Raw genomic sequence first — 7,422 nt, forward strand, 5'->3', positions numbered from 1 at the left:
CTTAGAAAATGTAAGGGAAATTATTTTCAACCCAATAATCAATTGCTTCAATTAAAACAAGCCTTTCCATTAATTCCACCTGCTCAGGAAACAAACTCATCGCTTTCCTTCGTGTATGGAGGTTTTTTTAATCAAATTTCTGCTTGAGAGTTTCGGAGTTTGGTATAGAATGTGTGAGTTTTTAGTTAGCACTCTACGGCTGTGAGGAGGCAGAAATGGCGGTATCGAAAGTGATGAAAACAAAGACAACTGATCTTAGGTTTTCCCCCTATAAATTAACGCGGGGTGAGGAATATATGAACGGAAAACAGCAGGAACATTTTCGGAAGATTTTGTCTGAATGGAAAAAGCAGCTGATGAAAGAGGTCGACTCTACGGTTGTACATTTGAAAGAAGAAGCCAACGTGTATGCAGATCCGCTGGATCGGGCTAGCCAAGAAGAAGGATTTAGTTTAGAACTCCGCACCCGTGATCGTGAACGAAAGCTAATTAAAAAAATTGAGCGAGCAGCAGATGCGCTTGATAACGGTGATTATGGTTTCTGTAAAGATTGCGGAGCCGAAATCGGCATTCGTCGATTAGAAGCGCGCCCTACAGCTACCAAATGTATTGATTGTAAAACTTTTGAAGAGATTCGCGAAAAACAATCCGGTGGATAAACTTTTTATTCGTAACTTACATGTGCCTGCGCAAGTCGGTATTTTGCGTCACGAAAAAGCAAAAAAACAGATTCTTACGATCGATATTATTTATCATATCGATGCAAAGGAGGCAGCGTTATCGGATGAAATTCTTCATACCATTGACTATGCTAGCGTTCGCGAAAGTCTCATGCATTTCCTAAACGAACATCGATTCAATTTAATTGAGACATTGGCCGAACGATGTGCCGATTTTTTATTGAGGCGCTTTAAGATGAGTTGGATACAACTCAGCATCACTAAACCCTCTATTTTTGAAGATGCAGATGGCGCAGGCATTATCATTGAACGGACGTCCTCATAATACTAAATATCATCAATAGAACAATTGCGCTGCAAAGTAAAATCCCGAGCCCCAATGTGTAATGCGTTGGTAACGCCCGCTATACTGCTTGTACCTGCCATTTGTGGTGTTTGACAAGGCGCCCGTGTCTCTGTCATTTGCGGAAAAAGATAGAGTGAGCCGCTAATAACACGAGGGTATATTATGCCAATGACACAGAATATAATGGGGATAAAGAAAGTTTCCCACAAAATACCCAATGGCTGGCAGCGTAATAATAGTACCGTATTGAGCGGCATTCAGCTTTAATCCGTTTTGAAGAATAAAAGGAGAAATTCACAAATAAAGAATTTGACAAGCGTAGGCCATGATAATACACACAACGTATTTGATATAAATGGGATGTCTAAAGCAGTAATTTATAATTACTGAGCAAAGTGCCCATTTTAAAAGTGAGCGGTTCGCTCTTTTTTGTTTCCGGAAGCAAAAAGAAGATTGCCAATAAAATTAAACACGAGTAAAAGGGCAAAAAATAAAAATCGGGTGCCAACAGCTGATGTTGAATATGGCCGCCGATAAAAGGTGTAATCGTTGGAGGTAGGGAATCCGCCATAATTAAAAGGGAAAGTGCTTGGACTAATTTTTTCACTTTAAATCAATCGCGGATAACCGCGCGGGCTAATACCGAAACCCTGAACCACTCGAGCTATCAGCAACAAAGAAAGATGCCTGATGAAAAAACGATTAGGAATCCTATCATCACAATAACGATCCCAATCAATAGCAAAGTTTTCGGCCATATAATAATCAGACAAAGAACCCTAAAATAATTGAGAGAACCCAAAAGCAATGAGAAATAAGGTCAAACTCAACTGGATGACACCGGGGGAAGTGTGAAAATAGGTGGTTAAAGCGGGCAAAGCCGACAAATAAAGCGCCATGGCAAATTGAGCAACAGTAACAAATAAAGGTAGATAATAATTAGTTTTTTCATTATGTTATTTATAGCGTATAGTCGTTTTACGGCCCGAGAAGCGAAATTTATACAAAAGCCCGAAATCCTGCAGGATGACGTGTTTCCATTTATAGTATCATCTTCCCAACTTAAAGGAGACAGGTAACATGCCTCTGCTGGTTTGCGGGATTAATCATCAATCGGCGCCTTTAACTGTCCGTGAAAAACTGGTGTTTACGCCTGATCGAACGCCTTTAGTTTTAAAAGTTTACTGGCAGAAAAAGCCGTTAACGAGGCCCTGTTGTTGTCTACTTGCAACCGCACAGAAATTTATACCATCATTGATGAGGCGGCGACTGTTCTCCGTTAGTTGTTAAAGCAACCACAATATCGGACATCAATCTTCGATCTTTTTGCTATGCGCGTCGCGACATCGAAATGGCGTTCCATGTCATGCGCGTAGGAAGTGGGTTAGATTCCATGGTCTTAGGTGAGCCGCAAATTCTAGGTCAAATGAAGCAATCGTATTTATTGGCGCGCCGAATAGGCGCTGTGCGCTGTGGGAAGTGAGCTCTAGGTCACCTCTTTCCCGCTGTTTTTTGCGGCAACTAAGCGTATCCGCAGTGAAACAGGCATTGGAGCTAATCCCGTTTCAATAGCGTACGCCATTGTGCAGTTGGCGAAACGAATTTTTTCTCATCTGAACCAGTGTCAAATATTGTTGATTGGGGCAGGTGAGACGATTAAAGTCGTTTTCTCGCATCTATATAAACAAGGCGGTGTCATTTTTTTATTGCTAATCGCATTTAATGCGGGCTAAACAAATTGCAAACCCTATCAGGCTCAGACTATTCGTCTGTTTGACATCCCAGCGTATTTACCTAAAGTCGATATTGTTAATTAGCGCGACAATGAGTCAATTGCCTTTAGTGGGAAAAGGCGCAGTTGAAAGCGCTTTGCGCCAGCGTAAACGTCGGCCTCTTTTTATGGCCGACTTCGCCGCCTTACCGCACGACATTGAACCCGAAACAGTTCAATTAGAGGATGTCTACCTTTATAATATTGATGACTTGCAAACTCTCATCGCACAGAATCGCCGAACACGCGAAGCGGCCGCTAAACAAGCTGAGGAGGCTATGGTGGAAAATACAGGAGATCCATTATAATGCGCCAATTACAGGTGCACAAAGCCGGCAATACGATACGCCGATTTCTGGAACGGATGGAAATGCTTTGTGATCAGGAGTTGGAGAAGGCACTGGCGCATTTTCGACGGATCAACGACCCAAAAGTGGTTATCGCTCGCTTCGCCCAAAATTTAACGAATAAAATTTTACATCAGCCGACAACAAAATTAAGGCAAGCAGCGTATGAAGATCAGATGCAATTATTATTATCAGTTAGAGAATTATTTGATTTATGAATTATGAAACAATCTCTTATTGAAAAATTAAAAACATTAACCTATCGCTATTCAGAAATTGGCGGTTTATTAAGCGATTCAATCGTGATTAATGATCAAGATCGCTATCGTGAATTAGGGAAAGAATACGCCCAGCTTGAACCCATCGTAAAGTGTTTCCAGCAGTTTCAAGAAAATGAAAAAACAATTGAATTGACTGAGGAGATGCAACAAGAAAAAGATCCGGAATTAAGAAAATTAGCTGAAGAAGAATTAGAACAATTAACGCTTAAAAAAGAAAAATTAGAAGATCAATTGAAACTTTTGTTAGTTCCTAAAAACCCGAATGATGAGCGCAATGTTTTTCTTGAAATTCGCGCCGGCACAGGCGGCAATGAGGCGGCTATTTTTGCCGGCGATTTATTCCGAATGTATGCGCGATACGCTGAAACAAAAGGATGGAAAATGAATATCGTATTGGCCCATGAAGGTGAGCACGGTGGTTTTAAAGAGGTAATCGCGCGGGTGAAAGGTGAAGGTGTTTACTCGCAATTAAAATTTGAATCCGGCGCGCATCGTGTTCAGCGCGTACCTGTGACGGAATCCCAAGGGCGAATCCATACCTCCGCTTGTACCGTTGCGATAATGCCTGAAGTTGGAGAAATCGATCAAATTAAAATTAACCCAGCAGAATTACGAATCGATACTTTTCGTGCTTCCGGCGCGGGTGGCCAACACGTTAATCGAACCGATTCCGCGATTCGGATTACGCACCTACCCAGCGGAGTGGTTGTCGAATGTCAGGACGAACGTTCGCAACATAAAAATAAAGCACGTGCGATCTCTTTATTGCAATCAAAATTACTGGCTGCCGAGCGAGCGAAGCAAGACCAAGAGCAAGCGGCTAAACGAAAATCGTTAGTAGGAAGCGGTGATCGCTCGGAACGCATTCGTACCTACAATTTCCCTCAAGGCCGCGTGACAGACCATCGCATCAATTTAACGCTTTATCAATTGGATGAAGTGATAGACGGTGATTTAGATTCGGTCATTGGGCCTTTAATGCGAGAATTGCAAGCGGAGCAACTAGTTGAGCTAAGCGGGGAATAAAAGTGCTAAGCATAAAAGAGGCTATTAAAAATATATCGCAGAAACTGACCACCATTTCGAAAACTCCCCGTTTAGATGCAGAATTATTACTTGAGTATATCCTTAAAAAATCACGTGCTGACTTATTTGCTTATCCTGAAATTCAATTGATTTCTTCACAACAAAAAACATTATCAGCTTATGTAAAACGCCGTCTGAAAGGGGAACCCATCGCTTACATTTTAGGTCAAAAAGAATTTTGGTCACTTAATTTAAAAGTAATATCGGATGTACTTATTCCGCGTCCTGAAACCGAAATGCTCGTGGAATGGATTTTAAAAAACCTACCTAAAGACGCAAAATTACGTATTGCCGATTTGGGCACGGGTTCAGGCGCTGTTGCCTTAGCGATTGCGGTTGAGCGTCCCTATTGGACCATTGACGCGAGCGATAATTCTCAAACAGCTTTAAAAATTGCAGAAATAAATGCAAAACAACATGAAATTAAAAATTGTAATTTCTATCATGGTGAATGGTGCCAAGCTTTACCACGACGTGATTATCATGCCATTGTGGGAAATCCCCCTTATATTTCAGACAATGATCAACACCTTCAACAATTGAAACACGAACCCCGCGAAGCGTTAGCCGCTGGCTCCGATGGATTATCCGCTATAAAAATAATTATTCACGAAGCTAGATCCTATTTGGTTGACGGAGGATGGCTATTACTGGAACACGGCTACGATCAAGCCGAAAAGATTATGACATTACTGCAAGCCGCCGGCTATCGCGAAATTGCCGACCGACGTGATTTAGCAGGTCTTTCCAGGATGGTGGCGGCAAGACGAGGAAGACGTATTCCTGTCTAGGCTTGGCCTTGAAAAAAACTAAAGAAAGAAGTAGGCCGTTTATTTAGTAATTTTGAGGTGCTACTTGTTCCTACAGCAAGGACTTCTTCCCAATCCCGATCAAAAAACAACAGCGGCCAATAAGAATGAACTATCATTGCTTTTTTAGTATCAACCTCCATTAATTCTAAATTTTCCCGCTTGTCTGTGCTTACTTCTTTGAGCACCATCTTTGCTGACTTTTTCCTTAAAAAAACGCTAAAACGGCAAAAGGGGTATCATCAAGTTTTTCGAAGCTAAAAGAGGTCGAAAATGATCTTTATAGAGTGTAAGAGCTTTGGATAGGCGAGAAGAAAAAGTGCGAAATGAAGTATTCCCGCAAGCAATTCAATTTTTTTGATAGGATTATTATTAAAGTAGGGCAGGATTTTAAGAATAGTTACGAGCCGTTTGCCGCTACGATCAGCCACTAGGAGTTGGTCAAAGAGATTATGCCGAGAACCATCCTCAGAGCGGGGATAAGTCGAGAGGTGAACTAAACTTAATAGTTGTTCGGCTGAAAGTTGAAGAGAGTCTATGAAATTAGAAAAAAGATAAGGACGACAGCAAGTTAAAATAAAAAAAATGGGTCTCACTATCTTTTTTTTCTGTTGCAGTAAATGACATATTTTGGTAGAGCTAAGATGTTTCTTATTCTTCAGAGTGCATAATTCCGATATCAAATTTTCTGGCTCATGCTTTGCCTAGTAACCTAGAACCGTTTGGCCATGTTGATCGGAATAAATTATAGGGGGTGTTATAGAAAAGGAATGCCTACTCTTTCTTCTTCCTTTATTTCTTCATCCTCTTTTTTTCGAAGAGACTTAGATAAAAGATTAGAAACCGCTGGGCTCAATCTTCCATTCCACTCATTACGCGGAATAACTGTTAGAGAGCCGGTCGATCTGAAAGGGTGAGGGTGCCGATTTTTCGTGTTTTAAGATTAAAGTGAACGAGTTCATAAAATAAATTTTCTGGCGTGTTGCCAAACTTTGATGTATTTTTCTAAATCATTATCTTGCAACCAGCGTATTACGTGATCGAGAATTTTGAAGACGTTCTTTAGACGTAACATGTCCACTGTTGTTGAATTGGTTGGATTATTTGTTTCCTTTTGATGGTCTGTTGATAATAAAAGTGGTAGTGAACATTCCTGAAGTAGAAGTAGTTTCGCAAATTTTTGTTTTTCGCTAGCCTTGAGAGAAGGCGCGTTGCTGATTGCTTCGGCTAACAGTTCAAGTTTTTTGATGGGACCTTTAAATTAAGATAAAAAATTTTTACAGTAAGAACCCATTTTCCGCAATTCTCTGAGTAATAAGCATCTGGGAATAACGTGCCAAAAAGATTTCTTTTTTCAGGCGGTGGAAGGTGGTCTCTCTAGATTGGTTTAGGTTATCATGATAAATTCGTTGATGAACTAAATTGAGGAGTTGACTTTCTCTCGTTTCCTCTGGAAAGAGTTCTATAAGCTAACGAATACCATTCTCTTTTAATTTCCAGTAAATTACGAATGCTGAAAACGGGTTCATATCAGAACATGTTTGTTGTCCTAGCAACTAATATATTTTTCTCGAGAAGTAATCAATCCCTGTCCGCGGAGGCTGTATAATTTTTTATAAAAGAAGAGGGTCCGCCTGGAGAGGAGACAGCTTCAATAGAAAACCATAATTAGAGGATCCATCCAACCTAGGGGTATTTCCCTTGTCCCTCCTATTTCGAAAGGAGAGTAGATCGAAAGCGGTATACCAGGTATCATTTTGTTTGGCTGCCTTTGCTCTTTGTAAGTTGAGCAGAATTGTTTCTCTTTCTTGATTATGTTAGTGTAAAAGTAATAACTCCCTAACTTCAGGAATCGTCGGTTGAAATTCATCCCACAGCTTAACTAGCATCTCTTATTTCCCCGTAAATTTTTCGATATTTGATGACAAAATTAACACACCGACATTAAAAAATTCTTAAATAAAAAACGTATCTCACAACCCAATGAAAAGTGCGCTCTTTAAAGGGGGCGTTATAATGCGCCAACACAGAATTTCTATTTTAAATAAAGAGCAGGTGATGAAAGATATTAAAATACTTGGTGTTGATATTTATTGCAAAAG

At 40.4% G+C, this 7,422-nt stretch carries 10 protein-coding genes and 1 pseudogene; 9 read left to right on the forward strand and 2 right to left on the reverse strand.

Going from position 1 to position 7,422, the window contains the following annotated elements:
- Positions 1–215: 215 nt before the first annotated feature.
- Together dksA and FIV31_RS06700 are read left to right on the forward strand one after the other, a co-directional pair.
- Positions 216–659, forward strand: coding sequence for an RNA polymerase-binding protein DksA (gene dksA, locus FIV31_RS06695; RefSeq protein ID WP_280124231.1), 444 nt, complete (start codon positions 216–218; stop codon positions 657–659).
- Entirely contained in the window at positions 652–1,005 is a 354-nt protein-coding gene (locus FIV31_RS06700) for a dihydroneopterin aldolase (protein WP_280124232.1), read from the forward strand. The genes dksA and FIV31_RS06700 overlap by 8 nt, the downstream gene beginning before the upstream one ends.
- Here FIV31_RS06700 and FIV31_RS06705 read toward each other — a convergent pair.
- Positions 983–1,925, reverse strand: a pseudogene (locus tag FIV31_RS06705) (MFS transporter). The gene FIV31_RS06700 and the pseudogene FIV31_RS06705 sit on opposite strands and share 23 nt — an antisense overlap.
- A 315-nt stretch (positions 1,926–2,240) precedes the next feature.
- Between FIV31_RS06705 and FIV31_RS06710 the strand changes: the two are divergent.
- From FIV31_RS06710 to prmC, 7 genes are all read left to right on the forward strand, one after another.
- On the forward strand, positions 2,241–2,309 hold the full coding sequence (locus FIV31_RS06710; protein ID WP_280124240.1) for a hypothetical protein: 69 nt from the start codon (positions 2,241–2,243) through the stop codon (positions 2,307–2,309).
- 62 nt (positions 2,310–2,371) lie between these two features.
- On the forward strand, positions 2,372–2,509 hold the full coding sequence (locus FIV31_RS06715; protein WP_341873975.1) for a hypothetical protein: 138 nt from the start codon (positions 2,372–2,374) through the stop codon (positions 2,507–2,509).
- 100 nt (positions 2,510–2,609) lie between these two features.
- The gene (locus tag FIV31_RS06720) at positions 2,610–2,759 is read left to right on the forward strand and encodes a hypothetical protein (protein WP_280124234.1); all 150 of its coding nucleotides are present in this window, start codon (positions 2,610–2,612) and stop codon (positions 2,757–2,759) included.
- A complete protein-coding gene (locus FIV31_RS06725; protein ID WP_280124235.1) occupies positions 2,749–3,105 on the forward strand; it encodes a hypothetical protein in 357 nt (118 codons plus the stop codon). Before FIV31_RS06720 ends, FIV31_RS06725 begins: the two co-directional genes overlap by 11 nt.
- Positions 3,105–3,362 carry a glutamyl-tRNA reductase gene (locus FIV31_RS06730; protein ID WP_280124236.1) on the forward strand — a complete coding sequence of 86 codons (258 nt, stop codon included), beginning with the start codon at positions 3,105–3,107 and terminating at the stop codon, positions 3,360–3,362. The genes FIV31_RS06725 and FIV31_RS06730 overlap by 1 nt, the downstream gene beginning before the upstream one ends.
- Before the next feature lie 3 nt (positions 3,363–3,365).
- On the forward strand, positions 3,366–4,451 hold the full coding sequence (gene prfA / locus FIV31_RS06735) for a peptide chain release factor 1 (RefSeq protein ID WP_280124237.1): 1,086 nt from the start codon (positions 3,366–3,368) through the stop codon (positions 4,449–4,451).
- Positions 4,452–4,453: 2 nt separating this feature from the next.
- Complete coding sequence (gene prmC / locus FIV31_RS06740) at positions 4,454–5,302, forward strand: peptide chain release factor N(5)-glutamine methyltransferase (RefSeq protein WP_280124238.1); 849 nt, start codon at positions 4,454–4,456, stop codon at positions 5,300–5,302.
- Here prmC and FIV31_RS06745 read toward each other — a convergent pair.
- Complete coding sequence (locus FIV31_RS06745; protein WP_280124239.1) at positions 5,299–5,511, reverse strand: hypothetical protein; 213 nt, start codon at positions 5,509–5,511, stop codon at positions 5,299–5,301. The two genes, prmC and FIV31_RS06745, sit on opposite strands and share 4 nt — an antisense overlap.
- Positions 5,512–7,422: the final 1,911 nt, after the last annotated feature.

Source organism: Coxiella endosymbiont of Ornithodoros amblus, from assembly GCF_019425495.1.
Classification (GTDB): domain Bacteria; phylum Pseudomonadota; class Gammaproteobacteria; order Coxiellales; family Coxiellaceae; genus Coxiella.